The following is a 26,426-nucleotide window of genomic DNA, read 5'->3' as shown; positions in this document are numbered from 1 at the left end:
GGTTTCTTCAACAACCGTCAAGTGTTCGAGTAAGTCCATCAGGGCTGCTAATTGCGAAATGGGCAGCCATTAGATCACAGCATAGAGCTACAACTCAACACGGGCTAAAAAGTACGATCCCGCCCTGTTCATTACTCGAATTATTCAATGGTGACAAAATGACATCAACAAATAATCGTTGATCAATAAAGCTTAATTCAGAAAAGTCGTCAAAAAATACAACGGTTCTAACCAATCCAGCTTCTTTGTTAAGTGATTGTATTTCTTCTATGATCTCAGCGAATGGGAAAGATTTTAGAATCACATCTGAATATTCATTATATGTATCTAAGTCATCCAGAGTCTTATCAAAATCGGAACATGAAGCTGAACCATCCACACCAATAGACACTTTATCAACACCTAATTTAGCGCCAGCTTTTATATTATTACTTTTTGTTAACGATTGCTCTTCTTGTCGTTTAACTCTGATCTGGCGTGATATTTTTTGTAAAACTGGAATTTCATGACTTTCAAGTTCAGCATTCTTAACTCGTTGTCGTAAATTAGCTAAATTGCTCTTTAGTTCATCATACTGTCTTTTTATTCCTTTCCATCTATCCCATATAGAAAGACTTTCGCAACTTTCATCTATCTCAGAAAGCAGTTCTGATATTATGCTTCCAAGCATAGCTTTCCTGAGAATATGAGCTCGATATGCAGTTTTGGAAATACCATGTGATTCAATATCGATGTCATAGCTATCACTAGTATTCAGCACATCACAAATAGACTTTACATCAACATATATAGAGACAATATCTCGTTTTTCCCGAAAAATGGACTGAGCCTTTGCAAAAACAGTGCTTTTACCTGTACCTTTGCGGCCAAGCAAAAATGTTGTATTACTCGATAAAACTGATTGTAAAACAGCGTCCCCTTGTAATGCATCTACATATAATTCATCGAGAGGTTTACTACCTAACTCTGATGAAAAATCTTTTAATTCAGCGCGGCGATACTGTCGAAGTGATTCAGCAACACGAGAAAATTTCCCCATATCCATAAAGACGTAACCTCAAATTTAATTATAAAAATTCTTATTGATGAATTTACCTGACTTGTTAACGCAGAGCGCAACGGCGTGAGCTTGCGAACGTCCGGCACACGAAGTGTGCGAATTGGCGCGTACTGTTATGCACTATTAAAATCACCAACCGTAATTCTCTTATCACACCGAGTCTTCAAGTACTCGGCGTTGTAATCTTTGGAGAAATTATTCATCAGGGGTCTAACTTTGTGAATCTGCTCGGTGAAATCGTTCGGTGTCCCATCTCTATTAAAGCGGACTCTCCCCGCCTCAATACCATGTGCCCGATGACGTTTGGCCTCGTCGTACAGCTGGAATCGCTCTGAAGCTACAACACACATTGCTTCTCGCACCATTCTTTCATCGGGGTCTTTATCTTTAATGCCGTCGCCGTCACAACCGACAAGGATAAGACAAAAGCCTAATAAATATCGCAGGTTCATGGCGTGCCTATATTTGCATAACAGTTTATTCGTGCGCATACGCGTTTATCTCATTGGACCAGTGAAAACGCGCACAGTTAACTATCTGTATGTAATGAACTTATCAGCATTTTACAAAATTCACCATCTGGAAAAATGCGCATGCGCGTTTCCCAAACCTATTATCTAACCCATAGGTTTTATAATTGAATGATTTTAATGGAATTTTCTCATGTTAAAATGTGAAAACGCGCACGAAGTTGGGATGAAAATCGTCATGATTTCAATATGACTGTATTGCCTGTCCAGTTTTTAGGAATCCCTAGACATTGCAACATTTGAGATATATGGATGAAAATTTGTAGGCGAGAAAGTCTGCGTTTGACTGCGCCACAGACAACGAGTTAACTCATTTTGGGGCATCACTTTGTTAAACACTTTTTCGCGCTTTAACTGAATACAACAGTGGAACCTGCTGCCCCTTGTGCAGCAGTTGGTAGCCCAAATCCGGTACTAATTCCAACCCATCAAAACACTCATAAGGGCTAAAAGGATACTCGCAGAAAGACTCCACGGTTAATCCCACGCTGATTAAAGCGCTGATGACATCACTCACTGAATGTGACCAAGTCACCACTGTTGACTCAGTACCATCGCAGTTTTCTGTATAAGTGCCCTCATTTTCAATCTCAGGCTCATTACTAGGGAAATAGGAGTAGCCAGAGAGCAACTCGTAAACGGGATGAAACTCAACTAAATGAAACTCTCCACCAGATTTCAATGAGTTGGCGATTGTTTGTGCCCAATCCATCAAATTGGATAACCAGCACAAAACACCGTATGACGTAAATACGATATCAAATTCTCGCTTATTTTCACGGCCAAACTGAACAACATCGCTTTCTATAAATTCGGCAGTTAAGCCCAACGAATGCTTTAACAAATTCGCTTGCGCGATTGCATCTGCAGACAAATCGACACCTGTCACTTCTGCCCCCAACCGCGCCCAAGACAAGGTATCTTGACCAAAGTGACATTGCAGATGTAGTAACGATTTTCCCCGTACATCACCCACTTGTTTCAGTTCGATGGGGTTCAACGAACATTTACCTTTTTTAAAGGAGGCTACATCATAAAAATCTGATTTAACGTGTATTTTAGTTCTTTTATCCCACGCTTCTTTATTTATACTCAAATAATCCATTTTACGTCCAATGCTTAATTTTGTTGTCTAAGACCTCACCCAAAGACAAAACCGCTCGCGCAATCGCACAAAACCGTCCCTCCCCCAAAGGCCCCCAAAATCATGGGTGTTTTGCCGATTTAAGTTGATTGCTATGCCCCTTTTTGCAGCAACATTTGTCGATAGGATTTTGTCTCCAACGCAAGGGGAGTTAGCCCAAACTTGCTAGCCAACGCTTCTAATTCAACTTTGTACGTTGCTAGCATAGATTCGTCGTCAGTCATAATGGCAAACTCGGCAAAATCACCGAGCCCCTCCAGAGAGTCTACCGTAATATGAAATGGCCCAACAAAGAAGATGCTTCGGGTTTTCTGAGCGTTGAGCACCACGTTATATCCCATGGTTTCCAGCATGCTACAGGCCTTTGAAGCATCGCTGATGTTGGTGGCTTCACATCGGTCAGGCTCAGGCCCTTTGACTATCCACAACTTGATACCTGAAGGCTCCATAGTGCGAATACACAGGCTTTTATGCTGCGACTGTAACGCATTGTCCGCAGAATCGAAGTAGCGGTCACATTCGACGTTATCTTCCAGCATGGTTTCATGAGGGATGGAATTTAATACTTTGATAAATTCTGCTTTTGAGTTAAGCCGATACTTCAGTTCGACCTCGTATTTACCTTGAAAATGATGAGTGTTCATAAGTTACTTTGACAAAAAAAGAAAATGCTAATGATTGTTGGGCCACCATTTAAACGGATGCGCCATGCCCAACACTAAGGGATCCCCACATAACGCTAACTAAGTGTACTTAATACCAGATCATACAGGCCATTCCCAACGTCGACACGCATAACCCCATCCATGGGGCTCCACCGCGTCATCCCTGACGCGGTGGGTCGACTTATCGGAATAGCCACTATTCCTCGGGTGAAGCGCAATTAGGAACAACTATCCAGTCCCTTGCAACAAGACAGACACACAGGAAGTGCTATGTTAGCTGCCGCCCTGCTTATCTACGAATGTGACAACCTCAATTTTGTTACCATCGGGATCGATAACAAATGCAGCAAAATAACTATTGCTATATTCCGCCCTATATCCAGGTGCGCCATCTGACTTGGCGCCCAAAGCAACAGCCGTATTGAAAAAATCCTCAACTTGCTGAATCGATAATGCCCGCAGACACACATGGAACCCATCACTTATGGCGTATGACGAAAGATTGGGGCGATGATTTAGCCAAAAGTCTGCATACTTTTTGCCAAATCCCACAGTCCCATCTTTTACTACAAGCTTTGAGTATCCTATTTTCGCCAAGATCGATTCATAGAATGTAGAAGATAATTCCAAATCCCTAACGGGGATAGACACATGATCAATCATCGAGACCTCCTGTCAATTTTGGTTGCTGCTAACGCGCCAATAAGCGGCTCAGTTTGCTACGTCCGTTAAAAGTGCGCAGGCCAGATTTGCTTTTTAAGCATCACTACTTGGTGGTGCGCTACCCGCCAGTATTTCATCATCGATATTGATTTCAATACCGGTGACGTATTTTGATTCGTCAGATGCCAGATATAACGCTGCATAGGCAACGTCTATTGGCTCACCCATGGTGCCGAGAGGAATCTCAGAGGATACCGATGCTCCCTAATCTTGAGGATATATTGACGACAGTTACGGATAAAGACGCTTTTATCAAGGTATTGATTAAATTTAAAAAATTTTAATCAATGCTCCATTTTACCCTGCAAAAAGTTTAAAACAGCTCGATTAAAAACTGCAGGTTGATCCATCATAGATAAATGCCCGGCATCTTTAATTCTCAGCAGTTTAGCAGCCGGCATTACTGCGACAGCCTTGGCAGCAACTTCAATTGGGAATAGCCGATCATTTTCGCCCCAAAGCACAAGTGTCTGGTTTTTTATGCTGCATAGCGCCGCTTCCGAAAAGGCCGAAACCGCAGCCCCCCGACCTTGTAAAAAAGCCTTCTTTCCCCCGTGACTCTTCAGCACCTCGATGGAATAACGTCCATGATTAGGGTCGCGATTTTTAGGCTTAAACAGGATATAGCGGGAATAAAAACGATTCGCGAAAGACGATGGAAAGGTGTTCAGCCACACCATGCCAGCAATAGACATAAAGGGAGGTTTTGCCCCCAGACCACCGGAATTAACGAGGACAAGTTTGTCTACCATTTCTGGATAGTCGAGGGTAAATTGCAGCGCAATAGCCCCACCTTGAGATAGCCCGATAATATGTGTCCTAACGACACCAATTGCATCTAAAAACTGCTTTAGCCAGCTAGCGAAGTAGGCTTTATCATAGCTAGCATCAGGCTTATCTGATTCGCCATAACCCACAATATCCGGCGCGATAACACGAAAATGTTGTGCCAGAGGGCCAATGACAGGATACCAAGTAACCGCACCAGCCCCACCGCCGTGTAAACAGATAACTGAAGAACCAGCTCCGGCCGATAAATAGGCCGTATTGACAGCACCTGCCATTGTCCTTGTTTGAATAATTGGAATGCCCATAATGTCGATCAGGGCTTGCCTAACGTCTTGCTTAAGCATGTTCTTAAAATCCCCTAGAGACAGTTTTCAACAACTCAGTAAATGTCTCTAACTGCTCAACACCCAATGATTCAAATAACGAAACTGAAGCCTGCGCGAATGAAACCTGAGCATCTTCATACACTTGTTTTCCAGCAGTCGAGAGTGTCACTAGACTGACTCTGGCATCGCGGAGGTTTTCTTCCTTTTTGACCAGACCTATTTTTTCCATAGGATTGATCAGGCGCGTGATACCCGACGGAGTCAAGCCGACCAGCTCGGCAAGATCGCTACGCCGTATTGTCTGCGTTGGTGCCATATATAGTTGATTAAGCACGAGGTATTCACTGACACCAATACCATGGACTGAAAGTGCGCGACCGACTCGCTTCTGGATGGTGCTTTGCAGACTGATAAGACTTATGACTAATCCAGCTTCTACGTTTTTTGGCATAAAAATATCCTTGCACAATGTTTGATTGCGCAAATATATATCGAGATATTTGCGAGATCAAGTATTCATCAAATTTTTAACTGGATTGGATAAGAATGCCATTCACCGATGACCACCACTGGTTAGCGCCCAAATGCCTTTTGATCGCAATAACAAACAACATATTGGCACTCTTGGCGTTGCCGAGAAGATAACAAAAAAGCGGTTTACTAGAGATGGGGACTAGCGTTGAACACTCATCATGTCCTATACCGAATTTAGGCTTTCTGCCCCGTAGATTTTGATATTCGAAGGAGCGACCTTCCTAAACGACACGGTGAACACAGGCCAACTTGATTTGGCGCCTAGTCACTTAAGGGCCAATCTATCAGCGCTAGACCCCGAATGGGATTTTGGCGGCCATCATTTTCCGCCGGTCTATCCGTGCGCCATCGACAATGAATGTCCCATCACCCACAGCGTGAATCATGCGTTTTTCTTTATGGGCAGGCTCAATGTATGCGGCAACCGCTTCAAGCACCACAATATTATGTGCCTTAACAGTGTCGACAACGTTGCACTCGATATTCGCGAGGCATTCCTTAATCAAAGGCGCGTTGACCATTCGCCCAGGAACAGCTGTGAGGTTGAATTTGACGAATTTGTCGGTGTCTGCACCAGAGCACATCCCAATACCCACCACTTTGTCAAGCATATCAACTGTGGGAATAGCAATAACGCAGGCTTTGTTGTCCCGCAGTGCTGCGAACGAGTAATTCCACTCTCCTGTGGTGATCGCCAATACCGGTGTAAAATCCAGCACCATAGTCCAAGAGATCGTCATGATGTTGTCTTGCTGGGCGCCATGAGTTGTAACGAGTACAACGGGCCCGGGTTCTATCAGCGTAAACGCCTTACTCAGTGGTAACTGACGCATGTACTCCTCCTTGTTCTTGCTTGTCTAACGCTCAAACTGAGTTTGCCAACCATAAGGTACTAACAGTTAATGCACCCGCATCGCTGCTGCACTTAAGGTCGGTGCAAACATCAACCTAGCCAACACAACCACCACTTTAACTTGATAAACAATAAGTGGATTCGCCACATCACCAAGCATTTTGGGGAAGCCGATGTTGAAAAGTGACTAATTTATCCTAATGCGCGCTGACGTTAAATTTGTGAGATAAGGATTACCTTTGCTAAAAACATGAATCGCATGCAGCGGCGTGGTGCATGGAACACCGATCATAAGGCGGCAAGCTTGTGCGGACATATCAAACAGTCACTGTAAAACTATTTTCCCCGTCACAGTGACTATAAGACTGAATTATTGATATTGATAAGAAGAGCTAAAACATAAAAAATGCCGGCATAACGCCGGCATTTTTGCCTGAGAAAGTAATCAATATTACTTATTTTTTACCCAGGATTTTTTCTGGAGTGCGACCGTCATCGTGACAGCTGTCACAAGTTGGGTGCTGACCCACGTTCATATCATGCACTGCGTGGCAGTCGGCACACTTCAGTTTGCCATCGTGTGGCTTATGAACTGCGTCCATATCAGCCAGACCGCCGTGGCAGCTCTGGCACTGCTTGAACTCATACTCACCGTCAGCAGATGGTGAACCATCTTTGTGACAAGTTTCGCAACCACCACCCATATCTACGTGGAAATCAGAAATTTTCTGATCTGCCGCGAAAGAAGCAGATGACATCGCCAGAGCAGCCAGACCCGCACCAAACAATGCACTTAACAGTTTATTGCTCACAATTATATCCTCCGGTTTTGACAGCTACTGGGAATTCTTATGTCAGGGTTGACCCCCATCCAGCCGCCAGTAAATAGCACGACTTCAAATTAACTTAGCCAAGCTTTAGGTACTAAGCAAACTAAATTTAAGTCTGGGGTACTTTAACAATATCGGAATAAACAAAATGTGCGCTAAATCAAGTTAACTGCGAACTGAAATGGACTTTTACAAAATTTTTACTTGATAAAACAGTTACTAATACATTAAAGCCGGACGACGTAAATCGGTAAGATGGAGGCTAAAAAACACCTCCATTTTACCGTAAACAGGGCAATTACGCGATTTTACGCAATGCTTCAATGCGTTTTTCTAACGGTGGATGGCTCATAAACAGCTCTGCCATAGAACGTTTACCGTTGATACCGAAGGCAGACATAGTGGCAGGCATATCACCCACTGCCGGCCCTTGACTGAGACGCTGCAACGCAGCAATCATTTTGCCACTACCCACTAATTTGGCAGAACCAGCATCAGCGCGGAATTCACGTACCCGAGAAAAATACGCCACAATCAAGGACGCTAAGATCCCGAACAGCATTTCCATCACGAACACCACACCCATATAGGCAAAGGCACCAAGCCCTTCACCTTCTTCGTCATTATTGGCAACCACATTGCTGACAATGCCAGCTACCACTCGCGCCGCAAAGATAACGAAGGTATTCACCACTCCCTGAATTAATGTCAGGGTCACCATATCACCGTTGGCAACATGGTTCATTTCATGGCCAAGAACCGCTTCCACTTCATCGGCATTCATACCGTACAGCAACCCAGTGCTCACGGCGACTAACGAGTTGTCTTTACTTGGACCGGTGGCAAAGGCATTCATCTCAGGCGATTGATAGATCGCCACTTCTGGCATCTTCAGCCCTAGTTGTTGTGCCTGCCTAGCAACGGTTTCGAGCAACCAGCGTTCGGTATTGTCTCTGGGGTTAGTGATCACCTCACAGCCCATGGAACGCTTTGCCACCCATTTGGAAATCGCCAAACTGATAAAGGCGCCACCAAAACCAAAAATTGCTGCGAATACTAACAACCCTTCCATTGAACGGCTGTTAACACCCAACAAAGACATCACGATGGAAGCCACTGCAAGAATGGCCAGGTTCGTTGCTATCAACAGAATTACACGCTTCATATCAGCTCCTGTGCATGACATCCGCTACTTCATAATCATTCGATATAGACATAATATGTCCACATAAACACTTTTCAAGAGACACGCAGATTAATTTACGTTTACTTTTATCAATGTTCGTCCAGCATCGCGGCAGAATGGCTGCAGTCTAGAAAGCACCGATTAAAACAAACTTAATAGAATATGAGGGGGTACTGAAGTGATGACATTGGTGCCATTGTTGCCCGACGAAGCTTTTTGTTACTATGGACAGACCAATTATCCAGTCAGGACAATCACATGGCCGTTAATGCTTTACTATTAAGCAGTTCCCGCGCAGGCAATACGCCCTATTTGGCACATGCACTTCCGTTTATCGAGCCACTTACCACTGCCGCACGGAAATGGATTTTTATTCCCTATGCCGCCGTCAGTATGACCTATGATACTTATCTGGAAGCCGTCGTGAACGGGTTAGCACCGCTCAAGCTGGATATCGCTTCAATTCACCAACATGGCGATCCTAAACAAGCCATTCGTGATGCTGATGGCATTCTGGTGGGAGGCGGCAATACCTTCCATCTGCTGCATGAGTTATATCGCTATGATTTACTTCATCTTATCCGCGAACAAACGGCAGCAGGCAAGCCATACATTGGCTGGAGTGCAGGGTCGAATATCGCCGGACAGAGTATTCGCACCACCAATGATATGCCAATTATTGAGCCACCCTCGTTTACTGCATTGGGATTAGTACCGTTTCAAATCAATCCGCATTACAGCAACCTGACAATCCCCGGCCATAACGGCGAGTCACGGGCACAGCGTATCTTGGAATTCACTTGTGTCGATCCACTCACGCCAGTGCTGGGGATCCAAGAAGGTACTGCGCTGCGGCTTGAAGCGGACAAACTGGCGCTACTTGGCGACAAGGAAGCTTATCTGTTCAGTGGCGTAGAGCAGGAAATTCCGGTGCCCATAGGCAGTGATTTGTCCCACTTGCTGCAGCGAATCTCATAGTTAACAGTGAGTTGCCAGTCGATGTTGGCAGCAACTTTGGCTGGCAATATGCACAAGTAAATTAAGCGTTAAGGTGATTGCAGCAGCGGCGCTAAATCGAGATGCTCTGCCATTTCAGCAACATCGGCCCCAGGGATATAGGGGATGGTGCCCAGAAATGGCGACTGCATCATCTGTTTCAGACTCGCCAGATTTTCTTCAAAACGTGCCATATCGGGCTGCGCACGGTTAGCCACCCAACCGGCAACCTGTAAGCCGTCTGCATAGATAAGCTCTTCGGTCATGACCGCATGATTCAGACAACCGAGCTTCATCCCCACCACAATAATGACTGGCATTGCCAGTGCTACCACGGTTTCAGATAAATACCGATTATTGCCCAATGGCAGACGCCAACCTCCAGCCCCTTCAACCAGACAAAAATCTGCCATGGAGTATTGCGTCAAATCCAGCCTCGCTAACACGCCCTCTGGACTTAACTCAATCCCAGCATCGGTAGCTGCCACATGAGGAGCAATCGCCGGTTCAAAGGCAAAGGGATTTACTTTTTCATAATCCAGCTTGAGGCTGGATTGCTCCATCAGCATCAGCGCATCGGCATTACGCAGCCCGTATGCAGTTCTTTTACAGCCAGAAGCAATGGGTTTTACGCCGACGGTTTTCAGACCGTAGCGGGTTCTTGCTTTGTATAGCAATGCTGCCGCCACCTGAGTTTTACCACTGTCAGTGTCTGTACCTGTGACAAAGAAAATCATGACTCTCTTCCTGAAAAAACTGCCCAGATTCAGCTGCGAGCAGTGATCAGCACTATCTTGTAATCCAACGGTAAACCGGCTTGGGTTCGCAACGATTCCGCATGTTGCTGCAATAATTGCCAGTAGCCTTGTCCCCGCAGTCCGGCGTGACTAGCAGCCATCGAAGCCCCGACACCTTTCAATGAATACAACAGCGAGCGTAAATCGCTAAAGTAACTGCGAAGCGTCTGTTGCTCTATGTGCAGATACTGCCAGGAAACACGAGCAAACTGTTGCCGGATATGTGCACAACTGGCAAAACATCGGCTGGATAATCCCAACTGTTGCAGTTGCGGCAGACTGTCAGCCACCATTGCCAGACGGATCTCAGCACCAGGCCGAGAGACGCGCTTAATTTCGCTTACCACTGCCCCTAAGTCTGCACACCATTGTAGGGCCAAATTTGAGTATATCGCATCAAACTTTTTGTTTTTAAAAGGTAAATTATGCGCATCAGCACAAATTGGCTGATAATTTGGAAATTGACCACGCAGTTGTTGCAACATCGCCGGGGCAATATCCACTGCCGTCACCGTCTGGGGGTGAACGTCAGTAAAAGATGTTCCCGGCCCACATCCCAGATCCAACCAATCACCGCCCCGAAGCGTAAATCCCTGTAACAGCAGACTGGCACTGCACCGCTGCACTGTGTTGTGTTGCTGGTAGCAGGTGGCAGCCCGAGAAAATCGCTCCGCAATCTGGTCTAATTCAGGCGCCATGACAACATTCCGCCAACGCCATTGCCAGTGCCGCTAGCTGATGCGGCTGGTGAACAGCGCTAAGCGTCAGCCTTAGCCGCCCTTGACCCTGTGGCACGGTAGGTGGCCGGATGGCTCCTACCAGAAATCCTTGTTGCGCTAAATTGGTGGCCACCTGTAGCACGCGGTTGCTATCGCCCAGTATTAAAGGTTGAATTGCGCTATGTGACGGCATCAATGTAACCCCTAGCACTTCACATTCCTGACGAAAATAATGAATGTTATTCGCCAACTGCTGCTGCAACTGTCCGCTAGCTGCCAGTTGCAATGCCTGACTGACACCCGCGCAAGCGGCTGGGGCTAATGCAGTGGAATAGATATATTCGCGCGCAGAAGCCACCAGATAATCAATCAGTTGCCGTGAGCCAAGAATTGCCGCGCCTTGGCCGCCTAAGGCCTTGCCAAAAGTGACGATCCGAGCAAAAGGTGTTACCGCCAGCGAATCGCTCAATAAAAAACCGTGCGCGTCATCGACGATTAACGGACTATCAAACCGTTGGCACAATGCGGCTAACTCAACCAGCGGTGCGCTATCACCATCCATACTGAAAACCGATTCAGTGACTAAGGCACTCCCCGGTGCGTTAGCGAGCAACAGTTCCGCCCGTGACAGATCGTTGTGGGCAAAGCGTTTCAGGGTTACCTGACGATCCCTCAGCGCATCAATCATTGAGGCATGGATCAGTTTGTCTGCAATAACGGTATCGCTGGCGCTAAACAGGGTTTTTAGTAACGCACTGTTGCCTGCATAACCACTTGGCAACAATAAGGCTGCTTCATGCCCCGATAGCGCGCAAAGCTGCTGTTCCAACTGGGCATGGGCATCACTGTAACCACTGACCAACGGTGACGCGGTACTACCACAGCCATAGTGTTGCAATGCCCGTTGCTGTGCCGCGATGACTTGCGGATGCCTTGCCAGTCCAAGATAGTCATTTCCCGCAAAATCAATAAGCTGCTGACCATTACGTTGCACCAGACGGGAACAACCCGGCACGGGCTCTGTCAATTGCCGCTGCCGCCATAACCCTCGCGCCTGCAATTGTTGCCGCTGGGACGCAATACGTTGTAATAATTCGCCAGCATTTGCCAAGGGTTACAAGGCTCCTGCATCGTAGAAGCGGGCGTTTGCTTTGTCTGCCACTGCCTGCGCATGTTTGGCCGCAGCAGAAAGATCTGCCCCTTCTTCTTCCATTAATGCCACCTGCCCTTGCTCAGGATTTATCCCAAGACGGCGGAACAAGGCCATGTCGTCGTTCTCCTCGGGATTAGTCGTAGTCAGTAACTTACAACCATAAAAAATTGAGTTTGCTCCAGCAAAGAAGCACATGGCTTGCAGTTCATCGGTCATTTTTTCACGGCCAGCAGAGAGCCTAACCCGTGATAACGGCATGATGATCCTTGCAACGGCAATGGTTCTGACAAATTCCAACGGATCAAGATCTTGCTGCTGAGCCAACGGCGTCCCAGCCACTTTTACCAGCATATTAATGGGTACCGAATCTGGATGTTTGGGCATATTCGCCAACTGCTGTAACAACCCCGCACGGTCAGTCACAGTCTCCCCCATGCCGACAATACCGCCGGAGCAAACCTTCATCCCGGCGGCGCGTACATGTGCCAAGGTATCCAGTCGATCCTGATAGGTACGTGTAGTGATAATGTCGCCGTAAAACTCCGGGGAGGTATCGAGATTGTGGTTGTAATAATCTAGCCCGGCGTCAGCTAACTCTCGCGCCTGTTGTGGGTTGAGCATGCCCAACGTCATACAGGTTTCTAACCCCAATGCTTTGACTTCTTTAACTATTTTTGTCAGATAAGGCATATCACGCTGTTTGGGGTTACGCCATGCGGCCCCCATGCAGAAACGAGTAGCACCGGCGGCTTTGGCGCTACGCGCCTCGGTCAGCACTTTTTCCAATTCCAGCAACCGTTCCTGCTCAAGTCCGGTATCATAGCGAGCACTCTGCGGACAGTATTTACAATCTTCTGGGCAAGCCCCCGTTTTGATCGACAACAAACGACTCACTTGGATCTCATTCGGATTAAAATGTTGCCGATGTAACGTGTGAGCCTTAAACAGTAGATCATTCATTGGCAAGGCAAATAGCGCCTCTATCTCTTCACGCTGCCAGTCATGGCGTAATTGCTGCTGCGACATTAACACGGTTCCTGTTGAATACTTCCGAGCTTCAAATAAAACGACTTGAAGGCGTTTTTTGATTTGGCTAGCATACCCTTGCATCAGCATCAGTCAACATAGATATATATTGCAAGTTTACAAATGATTATTTTATGAACAAAATTGATTATCCTTTTGATCGGCAACACCTGTGGCATCCTTACAGTTCCATGCGTCATCCCGCATCGGTATTTGGGATAACCTCAGCCAGCGGCGCCACCCTCACCCGAGATAATGGTCAGACGCTGATTGATGGCACCAGTTCTTGGTGGGCCTGCATCCATGGCTATCAACACCCGGCTATCGTGAATGCCATGCAGCAGCAATTGCAACAGTTAACTCATGTGATGTTCGGCGGTATCACCCATGAAGCCGCGATAGAGCTGGGGCGACAATTGTTGACTTTATTGCCGTCCTCACTGACCAAGGTCTTTCTGGCGGACTCCGGCTCAATCGCCGTGGAAGTTGCACTGAAAATGGCACTGCAATACTGGCAAGGCCGCAAGGCTCCGCAAAAACAGAAAATACTCACAATCCGCCACGGCTATCACGGTGATACATTTGCGGCGATGAGTGTGTGCGATCCAGACGAAGGCATGCACACCATGTTTGGTGATAACGTCACGCCGCAACTTTTTGCCCCAGCCCCGATGAGCCGTTTTGGTGACCCCGTATCAGCCGCTGATATTGATGGCTTGCAACAGTTGCTGGAACAGCATCATCACCATATTGCAGCACTTATCCTAGAACCAATAATGCAGGGCGCTGGTGCCATGTGGTTTTATAGTGCCGGGTATCTTAAAGCTGCGCGGGAACTCTGTGACCGATACCAGGTGTTATTGATTGCCGATGAGATAGCGACTGGCTTTGGTCGCACGGGGGCCTTATTTGCCTGTGATCATGCTGGGATCAATCCTGACATCATGTGTGTGGGTAAAGCGCTCACAGGTGGTTACATTAGCCTGGCAGCCACCATATGCAGCGATGAAGTCGCTGCGGGCATTAGTGATTCACCAGCAGGAGCCTTCATGCATGGGCCGACATTTATGGCAAATCCTTTGGCGTGTAGTGCGGCAAGCGCCAGTTTAGCGCTAATTGCAAACAATGAATGGCGACTGCAGGTCAGCGCTATCGAACAACAACTGAAGCATGAACTGGCAAATGCGGCACAGTTGCCCGCCGTTAAAGAGGTAAGAGTGCTAGGAGCCGTGGGGGTATTGGAGTTACACAACGCGGTGAACACAAGCGTATTGCAAAATGAGTTTGTCAAACGCGGCGTTTGGGTGCGCCCTTTCAGCCGCTTTATCTACATTATGCCACCCTACATCATTACAGCGGCGGAGTTGAGCAAACTCACCCACGCCATGCTGGAAGTTGCTGCACTGCTGCCCAAAATGGCCATGTCTAGCACTCCAACAAGTCACGGTTGGAAAAGCGGCCTGATAGCTCAAACCGCAAAAAATTAATTGGGTACAAGGGACTGTAATTCCAATCACCTACGTATTGAAAGGCGCAGCCACCCTAAAGATTGGCGCAATGACTGGCTCAACAATGCCCTAAGTGCTGGAAGTGAGTGGTTTAGGACTGAAAATAATAGGTGGAAAATAATTTCTGCCCAGACAATGAAATAACCTTCATTGACTAAAGAGACGCCCTTTTAAAATTTTGTCAACGAGCTGAGGCACGGTTTCGCTTGCCATGCCCTGATAATGTAAATGAAATAAACTATGCGGATCCTTTTCTGCAATATTCACTTCGACAGTTAGTGCTCCGTGATGGCTGGCAATATCGACAAAACCGGCTGCGGGATAGACAGTACCAGACGTACCGATGGCAATAAATAAATCACAACGTTCCAATTCATCGTGGATACGGTCCATACCTATGGGAATTTCGCCAAACCACACAATATGAGGACGCAAGCGCTGTGCGGGAATGCAGCAAGTGCAGCAATTTTCCTGACCAAAAGGTTCATGCAACGTAAAAATCTGCCCCGACCGGGGACATCGCCCTTTGCCCAGTTCTCCGTGCATATGCAACATACGGCGACTTCCGGCGCGTTCATGCAGATTATCAACATTTTGGGTTACCAAGAATAATTCACCGGAGAACTCTTGTTCCAATCGCGCTAATGCCACATGGGCAGCATTAGGTTGTACCGCTGCATCCTGCAACTGCTGCCATCGGTGGTTATAAAACTGTTCCACCAAGTGCGGATCTCGTTGATAGCCCTCAGGCGTTGCCACATCCTCAATCCGATGTTCTTCCCATAAACCGTCCTGATCCCGGAAGGTTTTCAGCCCAGACTCGGCTGAAATGCCAGCACCTGTCAGTACAACAATATGATGGTACATCCACTACCCCTGTTGTTTTTGTTTCATCTTGCCTGCTGCCCGTTGGTGGGACAATTGTGCCTTGGTATAACCACACCAAAAATACTGTTATGAACCATTTTTACTACAAGGATAGTTAAATGGGTAACAGATGCTGGCAAAAACACCAACAAAGGTTTAAGTTTTTGAATAACACCCATATAATGAAACCCAATATCCAATTCCGAACCGACTGGTCTATCCAGGGTTCCGTAAGAAGAGATAAACCATGACAGATGGAAATCAAGCACTAAAAAAAGCTGGATTGAAAGTCACCCTGCCGCGGGTAAAAATCCTGGAACTGATGCAGGGACCAGAAAACCAGCACATCAGTGCTGAGGATCTGTATAAGAAGCTGCTGGATATGGGCGAAGAGATTGGTTTAGCCACGGTCTATCGGGTACTGAACCAGTTTGACGATGCGGGCATTGTGACGCGTCATCACTTCGAAAGCGGTAAGGCAGTATTTGAGCTATCGACTCAAGAACACCACGATCATCTGGTGTGCCTAACTTGCGGCAAAGTGATGGAATTTACCGATGACGTGATTGAGCGACGTCAGAGAGAGATTGCCAGCAAACACAATATCAAACTGACCAACCATAGTTTATACCTTTACGGTACCAGTCTTGATGGCAAATGTGATCACGGGGACGAAGAGTAATCTACGCGTGAATCTCTGCCTTAAAAGCCGACAAATTGTCGGCTTTTTTGTGCCTTCGAATCACATCCACGAAAAAAGGCGCTAATAAGCGCCTTTTTCATCCCCGATCGGCGATTACCAACCAGTCTTTTCACGCAGCGCTTTGCCGATATCCGCCAGTGAACGCACGGTAGTGACACCCGCAGCTTCCAACGCCGCAAATTTATCCGCAGCAGTACCTTTACCACCAGCGATAATGGCACCGGCATGGCCCATACGTTTACCCGCAGGCGCAGTCACCCCGGCAATGTATGACACAACCGGCTTAGTCACATTAGCCTTAATGTAAGCCGCGGCTTCTTCTTCGGCGGTACCGCCGATTTCACCGATCATGACAATGGCTTCAGTCTGTGGATCGTTCTGGAACATTTCCAGCACATCGATGAAGTTGGTACCCGGAATTGGGTCACCACCAATACCGACGCAGGTAGACTGACCGAAACCTTCATCGGTGGTCTGTTTAACTGCTTCATAAGTCAAGGTGCCAGAACGCGATACGATGCCAACTTTACCTGGCTTATGGATATGACCAGGCATGATACCGATTTTACATTCACCGGGAGTGATAACCCCTGGGCAGTTAGGGCCGATCATGCGTACACCAGTCTGTTCCAGCTTCACTTTTACCTGCAGCATATCCAATGTTGGAATACCTTCGGTAATACAAACAATCAGCTGAATGCCGCTGTCGATAGCTTCAAGAATGGCATCTTTACAGAAAGGTGCTGGCACATAAATTACAGTGGCAGTAGCGCCTGTCGCAGCCACAGCATCTTTAACAGTATTAAATACTGGCAGACCTAGATGAGTAGTACCACCTTTACCTGGAGACACACCGCCAACAAGCTGTGTACCATAGGCCAATGCCTGTTCAGAGTGAAAAGTGCCTTGACCACCAGTGAAACCCTGACAGATCACTTTGGTATCTTTATTGACTAAAACTGACATTATTTGCCCTCCACAGCTTTAACGACTTGCTGAGCAGCGTCGGTCAGACTCTTAGCAGCAATAATGTCCAGACCGGATTCAGCGAGCACCTTGGCACCCAATTCCGCATTGGTACCTTCCAGGCGCACCACAACGGGTACGTTAACACCGACGTCTTTTACTGCGCCGATGATACCTTCTGCAATCATGTCACAACGCACGATACCACCGAAGATGTTAACCAATACCGCTTTCACATTGCTGTCTGACAGAATGATCTTAAACGCTTCAGATACACGTTCTTTGGTTGCACCACCACCTACGTCGAGGAAGTTAGCGGGCTTACCACCATGCAGGTTAACGATATCCATGGTACCCATTGCTAAACCAGCCCCATTCACCATGCAGCCAACGTTACCGTCGAGAGCAACATAGTTCAGTTCAAATTTTGCGGCATGGGCTTCACGTGGATCATCCTGTGATGGGTCATGCATGTCTTTGATTTTTGGCTGGCGGAACAATGCATTGCTATCAACACCAATCTTACCGTCCAAGCAATGCAGGTTGCCTTCGGTAGTGATCACCAGTGGGTTGATTTCCAGCAACGCAAAATCGTAATCCAGGAACATGGTCGCCAGACCCATAAAGATCTTGGTGAACTGTTTCACCTGATTAGCATTCAACCCCAGTTTGAATGCCAAGTCACGGCCCTGGAAAGGCTGTGGGCCAGTAATCGGATCGATTACGGCTTTGTGGATCAGTTCTGGCGTTTCTTCCGCCACTTTTTCAATTTCCACACCACCTTCGGTAGATGCCATAAACACTACGCGACGGGAAGCACGGTCAACTACAGCGCCTAGATACAATTCATTCGCGATGTCAGTGCAAGTTTCTACCAGGATCTTGGCTACTGGTTGGCCCTTTTCATCGGTTTGATAAGTAACCAGATTCTTGCCCAGCCATTTTTCAGCAAAGGCGCGGATCTCTTCTTTATCTCCGGTAACCTTTACACCACCAGCCTTACCACGGCCACCGGCATGCACCTGACATTTTACGACCCATTTATCGCCACCAATGCGTCCAGCAGCTTCCACTGCTTCCTGAGGTGAATCGCAAGCGACCCCCTCTGACACTGGCAAACCATATTCAGCAAATAAGGCTTTTGCCTGATACTCATGCAAATTCATGATGATTTATCCGTTTACAACGTTTCAGTCCAACTGGCCCGCGGACGGGCCAGCTACGAGATCACTGCCGGTAGTCCCTTTACAGGTCAAGCAGCAGACGGGTTGGGTCTTCCAGTAAGTCTTTGACAGTTACTAGGAAACCTACTGACTCACGACCATCAATGATACGGTGGTCATAGGAAAGAGCCAGGTACATCATGGGCAGGATTTCCACCTGACCATTGACAGCCATTGGCCGATCTTTAATGGCGTGCATACCCAGAATTGCACTCTGTGGCAGGTTCAGGATAGGCGTAGACATCAAGGAGCCGAACACACCACCATTGGTGATAGTGAAGTTACCGCCCATCATGTCGTCCACGGTCAATTTGCCATCACGGCCTTTGATAGCCAGATCGCGGATAGCTTTTTCCATATCAGCCAAGGTCATAGTATCGGTATCACGTAGCACAGGTGTTACCAGACCACGAGGAGTAGATACTGCGATGCTGACATCGAAATAGTTGTGATATACGAGTTCATCACCATCGATAGAAGCATTCACTTCTGGATAGCGTTTCAGCGCTTCAGTTACCGCTTTGATATAAAAAGACATAAAGCCCAGGCGGATACCGTGTTTTTTCTCAAAAACTTCCTGGTATTTCTTACGGATATCCATAATCGGCTTCATGTTGACTTCGTTAAAGGTCGTCAACATTGCGGTAGAGTTTTTCGCTTCCAGCAGACGGGTCGCGATGGTCTTACGCAGACGGGTCATTGGCACACGTTTTTCACTGCGATCGCCAGCAAGTTGTACCGGTGCAGGTGTCGCAGCTGGAGCGGCTTTAGCAGATTTCACATGGGCTTCCACATCTTCTTTAGTGATGCGGCCACCTACGCCAGTGCCTTTGATTTTGCTCGGGTCAACGTTATGTTCAGCCACCAGACGACGTACTGATGGACTCAGGGCATCGTTACTTTCTTCGGCAGTTGCTTCTGCTTTAGGCGCACTGCCTTCAGTTTTAGGTGCGCTGGCTTCAGCCTGTTCTTTAGTCACTTCCTGGCCAACGACCGCGCCTGGGACAAATGTTGCGATAACTTGTTCGCCCAGTACGGTATCCCCTTCTTGTGCTAAGAACTCACTGATGGAACCATCTTCCGGTGCAACCACTTCTAACACGACTTTATCGGTTTCGATGTCCACCAGATTCTGATCACGGGTCACCGCCTCACCGGGCTTAACATGCCAGGTGGCAATAGTCGCATCGGCTACGGATTCTGGCAAAACTGGTACCTTGATTTCGATACTCATGGAACGCTTTCCTTTTTAAAATTTATTACTTCAGATTCAATGCGCTAATGATCAGAGATTCCTGCTGGTGCGTATGCAATTCAGGATAGCCACACGCCGGTGCTGCAGAAGCCTCGCGGCCGGCGTAACTTAGCTGAGCGCCCTTAGGAATCGCCGCCCAGAAATGGTGCTGGCTGCAATACCAAGCGCCTTGGTTCTGAGGTTCTTCCTGACACCAAACAAAATCTGTCACATGCTGGAATTCAGCCAGTATTTTCGCCAGTTCTTCGTGCGGGAACGGATACAACTGTTCGATACGAATGATGGCAATATTATCAATGTTCTCTTTGCGGCGGCGTTCCAGCAGTTCGTAATAAACCTTACCGCTACAGAACACGACACGATTTACCTTTTTGGGATCTAGACTATCAATCTCAGCAATCACATTCTGGAACGTTCCTTCTGCCAGTTCTTCCAAAGAAGAAACCGCCAAAGGATGACGCAACAGAGACTTAGGTGACATCACCACTAGCGGCCGCCGCATAGGTCTGACAACCTGACGTCGCAACATGTGGTAAACCTGCGCTGGGGTAGAAGGCACACAGACCTGCATATTGTGGTTAGCACAAAGCTGCAAGAAGCGCTCCAGACGGGCGCTGGAATGTTCAGGGCCCTGCCCTTCGTAGCCGTGTGGCAACAACATAGTGAGGCCACATAAACGCCCCCACTTTTGTTCACCAGAAGACAGGAACTGGTCAATCACAACCTGTGCACAGTTAGCAAAATCACCAAACTGCGCTTCCCAGATACTTAAACCTTCTGGCTCTGCTGTGGCATAACCATACTCAAATGCCAGTACTGAGGCTTCAGATAACACAGAGTCATTGATATCAAACGGCCCTTGTTTATCGGCCACATTACGCAGCGGCAAATAGGTGGTTCCGTCATCCTGATTGTGCAGAACTGCATGGCGATGGAAGAAAGTACCTCGGCCAGAGTCCTGACCACTGATGCGCACCCGCTTACGCAGCTCCAGAATCGTTGCGTATGCCAAGGTTTCAGCAGCGCCCCAGTCCAGTAACTTCTCGCCTTCAGCCATTGTTTTACGATCGGTATAGATTTTTTCTACCCGAGACTGCAGTTTAAAGCCTTCAGGGACATAACTGATCTTGGCCGCCAACTCTTTAAGATGCGCTAAAGGTACTACCGCATCATAGTCTTCATCCCACTCGTGATTCAGATAAGGCGTCCAGTCAACGGTGTGTAGCGTCATCGGACGCCACTCTTTCACCACACAGTCACCTTTATCCAACGCATCACGGTAGCCATTCACCATAGCGGTCACTTCTTCGGCAGAGATACTCTGTTGGCTGATCAGTTGATCAGCATAGATCTTGCGCGTTGTCGGGTGTTTTTTGATCTTGCTGTACATCAATGGCTGGGTGGCACTCGGTTCATCTGCCTCGTTGTGACCATGACGACGGTAACATACCAAGTCAACCAAAATGTCACGTTTAAAGGTATTACGGAAATCGACTGCCAACTGCGCAATGAAGGCCACTGCTTCTGGATCATCAGCATTGACGTGGAAAATCGGCGCCTGCACCATCTTGGCGATGTCAGTAGAATATTCGGTAGAGCGCACATCCTGATGATTAGAGGTGGTAAAGCCCACTTGGTTATTAACCACGATGCGGATGGAACCGCCGACCCTATATGCCCGAGTCTGGGACATATTGAGGGTTTCCTGCACAATCCCTTGGCCAGTAATGGCAGAATCACCATGAATGGTAATCGGCATGACCTGCAAACCATCGGTACAACCACGGCGATCTTGACGAGCGCGCACAGACCCCATCACCACTGGATTAACAATTTCCAGATGCGAAGGGTTGAAAGCCAGCGCCAAATGTACGTTGCCACCGGGAGTTTCAAAATCTGAAGAAAAACCCTGATGATATTTCACGTCACCGGAACCAAGACTGTCATGATGCTTGCCCGCAAATTCGTCAAACAGTTCAGCAGGCCGTTTGCCCAGCACATTCACTAGCACATTCAGACGGCCACGGTGGGCCATACCGATAACAATCTCTTTAGTGCCAGCATCCCCAGCGCGATAGATAATCTCACGCAGCATAGGCACCAGCGTGTCACCGCCTTCTAACGAAAAGCGCTTGGCGCCTGGGAATTTTGCCCCAAGATATTTTTCCATACCTTCGGCAGCATTAAGTCCCTCAAGAATACGGTGCTTAACTTGCTGATCGTAACTGGCTTTACCCAGAGTAGGTTCCAGGCGATGCTGGATCCAGCGTTTCTCTTCGGTATCGGTGATATGCATGTATTCAGCACCGATAGAACCACAGTAAGTGGCCTTAAGTGCCGCCAGCAAGTCGGCCAGCTTCATGGTTTCGCCGCCGTGATCAAACGAACCGGTGTTGAATTCACGCTGCATATCTTCAGCAGTCAAACCATGGAATGCTGGATCTAATTCCGCCACCTTGTCGCGTTTCCAAAGACCCAAAGGATCCAGATTAGCATTTTGGTGACCGCGGAACCGATAAGCGTTAATGAGCTGCAGAACCTTAACCTGTTTGGCATCTACTTCAGGATCTGATACTCGGCCGACACCTCTATGGTGTCCTTCCATAGCTAGGGCTCGGAAATAGTCACGGATCTTGGAGTGGGCTGCTTCGGGTACATCGGATGACGCACCATTGACAGGAGGGAGGTTATCAAAGACTTCGCGCCAGTCCGCGGAGACTGACTCTGGGTCTTCTTGATAGGCTTCATACATCTCTTCTACATAGGTCGAGTTAGCCCCGTTCAGGTGGGAAGACTCGAGCCAAGCTTTCATGATGCCTTGGTGCATTTCTATTCCTTTCAATCTTGGTATACGTTCATTGCCTGATGTTTCATCAGATAAAGACCGCCAGAGAAATCTCCGTATTACGCGGCAAGTCATTGTCCTTCACATACAAAATAGAGCCACCTCTTCATGCCGAAGAAGTGACTCTAGACGAGCCTATACCAGTATGGATGATTGGCCGTCTTCTTGCATTTATACCGCCCGATTCAACAACATCGACTTGATATGTCCGATAGCTTTAGTCGGATTTAGCCCTTTCGGACAGACATCGACACAGTTCATGATGCCATGACAACGGAATACGCTGTAGGCATCATCAAGATCCGCCAGACGTTCTTCTGTGGCAGTATCGCGGCTGTCTATCAGGAAGCGATATGCGTGCAGCAAACCACTGGGGCCGACAAATTTATCGGGGTTCCACCAAAAGGATGGGCAAGCGGTAGAACAGCAAGCACACATAATACACTCGTACAGGCCATCCAAATGTGCGCGCTCTTCAGGAGACTGCAAATGCTCACGAACCGGCTGTTTACCATCATTAATCAGGTACGGTTTAATTTTTTCATACTGCTTGTAGAACTGAGTCAGGTCTACGACTAAGTCACGTACTACCGGCATACCGGGCAATGGTCTGATTTCCAGCTTTTTACCGTTAAAGGAAGATACGTGTGTAATACAAGCAAGGCCGTTCTTGCCGTTCATATTCATGCCATCGGAGCCACATACCCCTTCACGACAGGAACGACGAAACGCCAGCGATGGATCCTGTTCTTTCAGCTTTAACAGCACATCCAGTACCATCAAATCTGAACCGTCTGCAATCTCCAGACTGTAATCCTGCATGTAGGGTTTAGTGTCTACATCAGGATTGTAACGATAAACTGCAATATCCAATTTCATCTGTACAACTCCTTAGTAGGTACGTTTCTTTGGTGGAAACGCTTCGCGGAACTTAGGTGCCATATTAACTGGGCGACGATCCATGGTTTCGCTCACCGGGTCAAACAAGCTGTGACATAGCCAGTTGGCATCATCACGTTCAGGATAATCTTCGCGACTATGGGCGCCACGGCTTTCCGTACGGAAGTTAGCCGCATAAGCAGAGGCAATCGCTGTTGCCATCAGATTATCCAGTTCCAGACATTCAATACGCTGGGTATTGAATTCCTTAGAGTTGTCAGAAAGTTTGGCATTGGCCAGACGCTGACGGATCTGCTGTAGCTCTTCCAGACCTTCGGCCATAGCCTCACCGGTACGGAATACCGAGAAATGCATCTGCATACACATCTGCAGATCTTTACGGATCTTGAACGGGTCTTCACCGTCTTTATTGCTTTCCCAACGGTTCAGACGTTCTAGTGATTTGGCGATCTCAGCTTCTGTTGCCGCTTTAGGTGTTTCACCATCTTTCAGCACTTCACCAAGGTGATGACCCGCAGCACGACCAAAGACCACTAAATCTAACAGCGAGTTACCACCAAGGCGGTTGGCACCATGCACCGATACGCAAGCAATTTCACCTACTGCGAAAAGACCTTTGACATCCTGCTCAGTACCGTCGGCATTACGATGAATTACCTGCCCCGTTACCCGAGTCGGCAAACCACCCATCATATAGTGGCAGGTTGGGATAACCGGGATTGGACCATCAGCGGGATCGATATGGGCGAAGGTACGCGACAATTCACAAACGCCGGGCAGACGAGCTTCCAGCGTTTCTTTACCCAAGTGATCCAGCTTCAGCTTAAGATGCGGACCAATATCGCCATCAGTGCAACCGCGACCTTCGCGGATTTCGGTCATCATGGCACGGGCAACTACATCGCGAGAAGCCAAGTCTTTGGCGTTAGGGGCATAACGTTCCATGAAACGCTCGCCATCCTTATTTAACAGATAACCACCTTCACCACGACAGCCTTCAGTTACTAACACCCCAGCACCGGCGATACCTGTAGGATGGAACTGCCACATTTCCATATCTTGCAACTGCACGCCAGCACGGGAAGCCATGCCGACACCATCGCCAGTATTGATATGCGCATTGGTAGTAGACGCAAAAATACGCCCAGCACCACCTGTCGCCAATACCGTTGCTTTAGCCTTGAAATAAACGATGTCGCCAGTTTCGATTTCCAGTGCGGTACAACCGACAATCACACCATCTTCATTCTTTACCAAATCCAAGGCATACCATTCGGAAAATACCTGGGTCTTATTCTTTACGTTCTGTTGATAGAGGCAGTGCAACAATGCATGACCGGTACGGTCAGCGGCTGCCGCAGTACGAGCCGCCTGTTCACCACCGAAATTACGGGATTGACCACCGAACGGACGCTGATAAATTTTTCCATTATCAAAGCGGGAAAACGGCAGTCCCATATGCTCCAGCTCGATAATGGCTTCTGGGCCAGTCTGGCACATGTATTCAATGGCATCCTGATCACCGATGAAGTCAGAACCTTTCACGGTGTCATACATATGGTATTGCCAGTTATCCTCATGGGCATTACCCAGTGCAACTGTTATCCCACCTTGGGCGGAAACGGTATGAGAACGAGTCGGAAATACTTTAGACAACAGCGCGCAGCTCTTGCCTTCTTTAGAAATCTGTAGTGCAGCACGCATACCAGCGCCACCGGCACCTATCACTACTGCATCGAATTCGCGAACTGGAATAGCCACTTATACCCCCCAAACAATCAGTATGCCGGCTGCCAGGTAAGCAAAGGCAGTCACCACAAATACAAACTGCAACACGCCACGCAGTGACACATTCTTGACATAGTCAGTGAGCACCTGCCAGACACCAATCCAAGCGTGGATCAGCAGTGCAATCAAAGCCAGCAGCGTAAACACTTTCATGGGCAAGGCAGTAAACAATCCATGCCATACATCATAAGTGAGGGGGGAACTTACAGCGGCAAACACCACCAGAAATACCGCATAAGAAGCCAGTATTACGGCGCTGGCGCGCAACATAATGAAATCATGGACACCACTGCGTCCGAAACTCGCGGCATTGGTTACCATACCCATACTCCCGCCAATACTGAAAAGACAATCGCAAGAACAAATACTGCTTTAGCAGAAGCTTTGCCAGAGGCTAACTCTTCCCAACGGCCAGTATCCATCACCAGATGGCGCAAACCACCTAACAAATGATAACCAAGCGCGGTAAGGATGCCCCAGAGGATAAACTTCATCACAAAGCTATCCAGCAGCGATTGTAAATGGTTGAAGCTCTCGGCTGACTGCAGTGAGGCGTTTAGCAACCACAACAGGATACCGACAGCAAACAACATGATAACACCAGTAATTCGGTGGAGGATGGATGCGATTGCAGCCGCCGGGAAGCGAATGGTCTGCAAATCAAGATGGACAGGTCTTTGCTTTTTCACGTTCTGCTCACTCAGCTCCATTGAGCATTTTTGTTATATGAACCGATTTTGATGAAAATCGATTTGTGACGCAAGTCACATTTCATTTTTGACAAATAGACTGCTTATTACAAACAGGTAACTAATTGACCCTATTCATATTTATGGATTATACAAAGAGAGGTAAAAATGTCCTGTTTATAGCCCCCAAGGACCGCAGCAAGTATACTCGTCGTAAAAGTCAAATACAAACATCACATTCTGGAAATTTTATTTTTTTTGGCGGTTTTTACCGTAAGCTGTAGAGTTAACAGGGAAATTGGTCTTACCTATACCAATGTCTAACGGATTTAAACGCTTATTTAAATTGAA

General features: G+C 47.6%; 26 protein-coding genes and 1 pseudogene. 3 read left to right on the top strand and 24 right to left on the bottom strand.

What is annotated here, in order from left to right:
- Window positions 1-94: 94 nt before the first annotated feature.
- The 11 genes and pseudogenes from IE064_RS16600 to htpX all read right to left on the bottom strand — a co-directional run bounded on the left by IE064_RS16600 (window position 95) and on the right by htpX (window position 8,619).
- Complete coding sequence (locus tag IE064_RS16600) at window positions 95-1,045, bottom strand: Cdc6/Cdc18 family protein (RefSeq protein ID WP_189618815.1); 951 nt, start codon at window positions 1,043-1,045, stop codon at window positions 95-97.
- Between the two features lie 128 nt (window positions 1,046-1,173).
- Window positions 1,174-1,512, bottom strand: a complete 339-nt coding sequence (locus tag IE064_RS16595) for a hypothetical protein (RefSeq protein ID WP_189618814.1) — start codon at window positions 1,510-1,512, stop codon at window positions 1,174-1,176.
- A gap of 409 nt (window positions 1,513-1,921) precedes the next feature.
- Window positions 1,922-2,695 (bottom strand): class I SAM-dependent methyltransferase, encoded by a 774-nt coding sequence (locus IE064_RS16590; protein ID WP_189618813.1) that lies wholly within the window; start codon window positions 2,693-2,695, stop codon window positions 1,922-1,924.
- A gap of 131 nt (window positions 2,696-2,826) precedes the next feature.
- The gene (locus IE064_RS16585; protein ID WP_189618812.1) at window positions 2,827-3,378 is read right to left on the bottom strand and encodes a class IV adenylate cyclase; all 552 of its coding nucleotides are present in this window, start codon (window positions 3,376-3,378) and stop codon (window positions 2,827-2,829) included.
- A gap of 294 nt (window positions 3,379-3,672) precedes the next feature.
- The gene (locus tag IE064_RS16580) at window positions 3,673-4,062 is read right to left on the bottom strand and encodes a VOC family protein (RefSeq protein WP_189618811.1); all 390 of its coding nucleotides are present in this window, start codon (window positions 4,060-4,062) and stop codon (window positions 3,673-3,675) included.
- A gap of 93 nt (window positions 4,063-4,155) precedes the next feature.
- Window positions 4,156-4,308: pseudogene (locus tag IE064_RS16575) on the bottom strand (SDR family oxidoreductase); the annotation flags it as partial.
- A 98-nt stretch (window positions 4,309-4,406) separates the two neighbouring features.
- Window positions 4,407-5,255 carry an alpha/beta fold hydrolase gene (locus tag IE064_RS16570; protein WP_189618810.1) on the bottom strand — a complete coding sequence of 283 codons (849 nt, stop codon included), beginning with the start codon at window positions 5,253-5,255 and terminating at the stop codon, window positions 4,407-4,409.
- Window positions 5,256-5,259: 4 nt separating this feature from the next.
- Entirely contained in the window at window positions 5,260-5,688 is a 429-nt protein-coding gene (locus IE064_RS16565; RefSeq protein WP_189618809.1) for a MarR family winged helix-turn-helix transcriptional regulator, read from the bottom strand.
- 373 nt (window positions 5,689-6,061) lie between these two features.
- Entirely contained in the window at window positions 6,062-6,604 is a 543-nt protein-coding gene (locus IE064_RS16560; protein ID WP_189618808.1) for a flavin reductase family protein, read from the bottom strand.
- A 475-nt stretch (window positions 6,605-7,079) separates the two neighbouring features.
- The gene (cctA, locus tag IE064_RS16555; protein ID WP_133040647.1) at window positions 7,080-7,436 is read right to left on the bottom strand and encodes a tetraheme c-type cytochrome CctA; all 357 of its coding nucleotides are present in this window, start codon (window positions 7,434-7,436) and stop codon (window positions 7,080-7,082) included.
- A 316-nt stretch (window positions 7,437-7,752) separates the two neighbouring features.
- Complete coding sequence (gene htpX, locus IE064_RS16550) at window positions 7,753-8,619, bottom strand: protease HtpX (protein ID WP_133040646.1); 867 nt, start codon at window positions 8,617-8,619, stop codon at window positions 7,753-7,755.
- A gap of 279 nt (window positions 8,620-8,898) precedes the next feature.
- Between htpX and pepE the strand changes: the two genes are divergently transcribed.
- A complete protein-coding gene (pepE, locus tag IE064_RS16545; protein WP_189618807.1) occupies window positions 8,899-9,618 on the top strand; it encodes a dipeptidase PepE in 720 nt (239 codons plus the stop codon).
- A gap of 68 nt (window positions 9,619-9,686) precedes the next feature.
- Here the strand turns inward: pepE and bioD are convergent, their stop codons facing one another.
- Genes bioD through bioB form a run of 4 tightly spaced genes read right to left on the bottom strand, consistent with a single transcriptional unit; the run spans window position 9,687 to window position 13,331 of the window.
- On the bottom strand, window positions 9,687-10,370 hold the full coding sequence (bioD, locus tag IE064_RS16540; protein ID WP_189618817.1) for a dethiobiotin synthase: 684 nt from the start codon (window positions 10,368-10,370) through the stop codon (window positions 9,687-9,689).
- Window positions 10,371-10,402: 32 nt separating this feature from the next.
- Entirely contained in the window at window positions 10,403-11,131 is a 729-nt protein-coding gene (locus IE064_RS16535) for a methyltransferase domain-containing protein (RefSeq protein WP_189618806.1), read from the bottom strand.
- Complete coding sequence (locus tag IE064_RS16530; RefSeq protein WP_189618805.1) at window positions 11,121-12,263, bottom strand: aminotransferase class I/II-fold pyridoxal phosphate-dependent enzyme; 1,143 nt, start codon at window positions 12,261-12,263, stop codon at window positions 11,121-11,123. The genes IE064_RS16535 and IE064_RS16530 overlap by 11 nt, the downstream gene beginning before the upstream one ends.
- Before the next feature lie 3 nt (window positions 12,264-12,266).
- Complete coding sequence (bioB, locus tag IE064_RS16525) at window positions 12,267-13,331, bottom strand: biotin synthase BioB (RefSeq protein WP_189618804.1); 1,065 nt, start codon at window positions 13,329-13,331, stop codon at window positions 12,267-12,269.
- Between the two features lie 134 nt (window positions 13,332-13,465).
- Here bioB and bioA point away from each other — a divergent pair, with 134 nt between their 5' ends.
- A complete protein-coding gene (bioA, locus tag IE064_RS16520) occupies window positions 13,466-14,818 on the top strand; it encodes an adenosylmethionine--8-amino-7-oxononanoate transaminase (RefSeq protein ID WP_189618803.1) in 1,353 nt (450 codons plus the stop codon).
- Window positions 14,819-14,986: 168 nt separating this feature from the next.
- On the opposite strand, the gene cobB is transcribed toward bioA, so the two are convergent.
- Window positions 14,987-15,706, bottom strand: a complete 720-nt coding sequence (cobB, locus tag IE064_RS16515) for a Sir2 family NAD+-dependent deacetylase (RefSeq protein ID WP_133040640.1) — start codon at window positions 15,704-15,706, stop codon at window positions 14,987-14,989.
- Between the two features lie 247 nt (window positions 15,707-15,953).
- Here cobB and fur point away from each other — a divergent pair, with 247 nt between their 5' ends.
- Window positions 15,954-16,388: a ferric iron uptake transcriptional regulator gene (fur, locus tag IE064_RS16510; RefSeq protein ID WP_189618802.1), complete on the top strand. Its 435-nt coding sequence runs from the start codon at window positions 15,954-15,956 to the stop codon at window positions 16,386-16,388.
- 114 nt (window positions 16,389-16,502) lie between these two features.
- Here fur and sucD read toward each other — a convergent pair whose 3' ends face one another.
- From sucD to sdhC, 8 genes are all read right to left on the bottom strand, one after another.
- Window positions 16,503-17,375, bottom strand: a complete 873-nt coding sequence (gene sucD / locus IE064_RS16505) for a succinate--CoA ligase subunit alpha (protein WP_133040430.1) — start codon at window positions 17,373-17,375, stop codon at window positions 16,503-16,505.
- Window positions 17,375-18,541, bottom strand: coding sequence for an ADP-forming succinate--CoA ligase subunit beta (gene sucC, locus IE064_RS16500; RefSeq protein ID WP_133040431.1), 1,167 nt, complete (start codon window positions 18,539-18,541; stop codon window positions 17,375-17,377). The genes sucD and sucC overlap by 1 nt, the downstream gene beginning before the upstream one ends.
- 79 nt (window positions 18,542-18,620) lie before the next feature.
- Window positions 18,621-19,832, bottom strand: coding sequence for a 2-oxoglutarate dehydrogenase complex dihydrolipoyllysine-residue succinyltransferase (gene odhB, locus IE064_RS16495; protein WP_189618801.1), 1,212 nt, complete (start codon window positions 19,830-19,832; stop codon window positions 18,621-18,623).
- Window positions 19,833-19,857: 25 nt separating this feature from the next.
- Window positions 19,858-22,680, bottom strand: a complete 2,823-nt coding sequence (gene sucA / locus IE064_RS16490; protein WP_189618800.1) for a 2-oxoglutarate dehydrogenase E1 component — start codon at window positions 22,678-22,680, stop codon at window positions 19,858-19,860.
- A gap of 189 nt (window positions 22,681-22,869) precedes the next feature.
- The gene (locus tag IE064_RS16485; protein ID WP_133040434.1) at window positions 22,870-23,577 is read right to left on the bottom strand and encodes a succinate dehydrogenase iron-sulfur subunit; all 708 of its coding nucleotides are present in this window, start codon (window positions 23,575-23,577) and stop codon (window positions 22,870-22,872) included.
- A gap of 12 nt (window positions 23,578-23,589) precedes the next feature.
- Window positions 23,590-25,359: a succinate dehydrogenase flavoprotein subunit gene (sdhA, locus tag IE064_RS16480; protein WP_133040435.1), complete on the bottom strand. Its 1,770-nt coding sequence runs from the start codon at window positions 25,357-25,359 to the stop codon at window positions 23,590-23,592.
- Window positions 25,360-25,707 (bottom strand): succinate dehydrogenase, hydrophobic membrane anchor protein, encoded by a 348-nt coding sequence (sdhD, locus tag IE064_RS16475; RefSeq protein WP_133040436.1) that lies wholly within the window; start codon window positions 25,705-25,707, stop codon window positions 25,360-25,362.
- Window positions 25,701-26,096 (bottom strand): succinate dehydrogenase cytochrome b556 subunit, encoded by a 396-nt coding sequence (sdhC, locus tag IE064_RS16470; RefSeq protein ID WP_133040437.1) that lies wholly within the window; start codon window positions 26,094-26,096, stop codon window positions 25,701-25,703. Before sdhC ends, sdhD begins: the two co-directional genes overlap by 7 nt.
- Between the last annotated feature and the right edge of the window lie 330 nt (window positions 26,097-26,426).

The organism is Shewanella fodinae, from assembly GCF_014651955.1.
Lineage (GTDB): Bacteria > Pseudomonadota > Gammaproteobacteria > Enterobacterales > Shewanellaceae > Shewanella > Shewanella fodinae.
Note: the sequence above shows the minus strand (reverse complement) of the source record. Positions and strands in the feature narration are given on the sequence as shown.

Bases quoted from the DNA above. Each gene is read 5' to 3' on its own strand.
- sucC (WP_133040431.1), bottom strand. From the start codon at position 18,541: ATGAATTTGCATGAGTATCAGGCAAAAGCCTTATTTGCTGAATATGGT.
- sdhC (WP_133040437.1), bottom strand. From the start codon at position 26,096: ATGGAGCTGAGTGAGCAGAACGTGAAAAAGCAAAGACCTGTCCATCTT.
- htpX (WP_133040646.1), bottom strand. From the start codon at position 8,619: ATGAAGCGTGTAATTCTGTTGATAGCAACGAACCTGGCCATTCTTGCA.
- bioA (WP_189618803.1), top strand. From the start codon at position 13,466: ATGAACAAAATTGATTATCCTTTTGATCGGCAACACCTGTGGCATCCT.
- bioB (WP_189618804.1), bottom strand. From the start codon at position 13,331: ATGTCGCAGCAGCAATTACGCCATGACTGGCAGCGTGAAGAGATAGAG.
- cobB (WP_133040640.1), bottom strand. From the start codon at position 15,706: ATGTACCATCATATTGTTGTACTGACAGGTGCTGGCATTTCAGCCGAG.
- IE064_RS16590 (WP_189618813.1), bottom strand. From the start codon at position 2,695: ATGGATTATTTGAGTATAAATAAAGAAGCGTGGGATAAAAGAACTAAA.
- IE064_RS16585 (WP_189618812.1), bottom strand. From the start codon at position 3,378: ATGAACACTCATCATTTTCAAGGTAAATACGAGGTCGAACTGAAGTAT.
- sucD (WP_133040430.1), bottom strand. From the start codon at position 17,375: ATGTCAGTTTTAGTCAATAAAGATACCAAAGTGATCTGTCAGGGTTTC.
- IE064_RS16485 (WP_133040434.1), bottom strand. From the start codon at position 23,577: ATGAAATTGGATATTGCAGTTTATCGTTACAATCCTGATGTAGACACT.
- sucA (WP_189618800.1), bottom strand. From the start codon at position 22,680: ATGCACCAAGGCATCATGAAAGCTTGGCTCGAGTCTTCCCACCTGAAC.
- IE064_RS16595 (WP_189618814.1), bottom strand. From the start codon at position 1,512: ATGAACCTGCGATATTTATTAGGCTTTTGTCTTATCCTTGTCGGTTGT.
- IE064_RS16580 (WP_189618811.1), bottom strand. From the start codon at position 4,062: ATGATTGATCATGTGTCTATCCCCGTTAGGGATTTGGAATTATCTTCT.
- fur (WP_189618802.1), top strand. From the start codon at position 15,954: ATGACAGATGGAAATCAAGCACTAAAAAAAGCTGGATTGAAAGTCACC.
- IE064_RS16570 (WP_189618810.1), bottom strand. From the start codon at position 5,255: ATGCTTAAGCAAGACGTTAGGCAAGCCCTGATCGACATTATGGGCATT.
- sdhD (WP_133040436.1), bottom strand. From the start codon at position 25,707: ATGGTAACCAATGCCGCGAGTTTCGGACGCAGTGGTGTCCATGATTTC.
- IE064_RS16600 (WP_189618815.1), bottom strand. From the start codon at position 1,045: ATGGATATGGGGAAATTTTCTCGTGTTGCTGAATCACTTCGACAGTAT.
- odhB (WP_189618801.1), bottom strand. From the start codon at position 19,832: ATGAGTATCGAAATCAAGGTACCAGTTTTGCCAGAATCCGTAGCCGAT.
- pepE (WP_189618807.1), top strand. From the start codon at position 8,899: ATGGCCGTTAATGCTTTACTATTAAGCAGTTCCCGCGCAGGCAATACG.
- IE064_RS16565 (WP_189618809.1), bottom strand. From the start codon at position 5,688: ATGCCAAAAAACGTAGAAGCTGGATTAGTCATAAGTCTTATCAGTCTG.
- IE064_RS16560 (WP_189618808.1), bottom strand. From the start codon at position 6,604: ATGCGTCAGTTACCACTGAGTAAGGCGTTTACGCTGATAGAACCCGGG.
- IE064_RS16535 (WP_189618806.1), bottom strand. From the start codon at position 11,131: ATGGCGCCTGAATTAGACCAGATTGCGGAGCGATTTTCTCGGGCTGCC.